At 70.1% G+C, this 1,432-nt stretch carries 1 protein-coding gene; it reads right to left on the reverse strand.

Features of this window, described 5'->3' with window-relative positions:
- Positions 1–110: 110 nt before the first annotated feature.
- Complete coding sequence (locus ACFWIS_RS22900) at positions 111–860, reverse strand: G1 family glutamic endopeptidase (RefSeq protein WP_380456610.1); 750 nt, start codon at positions 858–860, stop codon at positions 111–113.
- Positions 861–1,432: the final 572 nt, after the last annotated feature.

The raw sequence follows: 1,432 nt of genomic DNA on the forward strand, positions 1-1,432 counted from the left end.
ACACCATGTTTTCCACCTACCCCCCCACCCCACCTCCCTCTGGTGTTAACGGGGGGCGCCCCCCCCCCCCGTGGGGGGGCCCCCGGGCCCGGGGGGGGGGGGGGCGGGCCTCAGCTGTGGTGCCAGGTCACCGAGAAGTCGGTGCCGGAGCTGAGCTCCGAGGTGGTGGCCTTGGCGACCCCGTCCTCGGCCATGTCCACGCTCGCGGGGTTCGAGGCGCCGAGGGGGTGCCCGTTGACGGCGGCGCCGGTGAAGTCGACGGTGCCGAAGTCGGCCAGCGGGAGGACGCCGAAGAGACTGGACGGAGCCTCGGCGACCACCTCGGCGGAGGCCAGGGCGGCGTCCTTCAGCGACTTGGCGACGACGCGGCTCCAGCCGGCCGTGGTGTTGCGGAGGGTGAGGGTGAAGGAGCCGCTGCCGTTCGTGGTGACGCTCGCGGTGAAGTGGTCACCGGGGCGCACGGGGTTCTTCAGGTCGGTCGGGTACGCCGGGTACATCTCGTACCAGGCCGAGTACACCGGGGCGCCGCTGGAGCAGTCGGCCTCGGTACCGATCTGCTCGACCGTCTTGCTGCCGTCGCCGTCGAGGCCGACCCAGAAGGCGGACCAGGCGTCGGTGCTGGTGCAGGAGACGGCCGGTTGGACCCAGTCGGCACTGACAGCTGTGAACTTGCCGCCCGTGGCGGTGTAGCCGGACCAGTTGCTGCTGGTGCCGTGCAACACGCCGTCGCCGTGGTGGTGCGCGGTGATCGGCGCCCGGAGGAGGGCGGAGACGGGTGCGGGGACGGCTGGTGATGCGCTGGCGAGCAGGGCCAGTAGGGCAGTCGTGGTGACGAGGGCGCGCCGACGGGCTTTGGGCATGGTTGATCCCAGGTGAGGGGGGTGGAGTTGACCAAGCGTCGACAAAGGTAGCGATCGGGGACTGGGGCGACGGGGCGCGGAGCGGGGACGGGTCCCGGAATCCCCTGGTCGGCCCAGCGGGGGCGGGCCGACGGGCCGCCCCCGTGCCGCTCACGCCGCGATTTGTGTCGGGCGCCGGGTAGGGCGTACTGTCTCCCAGTCGCTCGGCAGGGAGCACCGGACACGCGTCAGCGCGGACGGTCCCGGGGCGGCCACTCCCCTGAAACACCACTTCCGGATCCGTGCCGGCTATTTCCGCGTACTCGCGGCTTCGCCCGGTGCTCAATTCGCTGTGCCTGTTTATCGGGAATGCGGCTGGATTCGCTTTTCGGAGCGGGGGTCGGCTAGAGTTTGAAACGTCGGACGGGGCGTCAAGCCCCGGAAGACGCCGGCGAGTTGGATGAACGAAGCCCCGGAAACGGAGCGGAAAACATCTGCTAAGCTGGAAACACGAAAGAACGAAGCGCCCGGAGGGCCCGCTGGAAGGCGGTCCGAAGGAAGCGTCCGTTCCTTGAGAACTCAACAGCGTGCCA

Source organism: Kitasatospora sp. NPDC127060 (genome assembly GCF_042724935.1).
Classification (GTDB): Bacteria; Actinomycetota; Actinomycetes; order Streptomycetales; family Streptomycetaceae; genus Kitasatospora.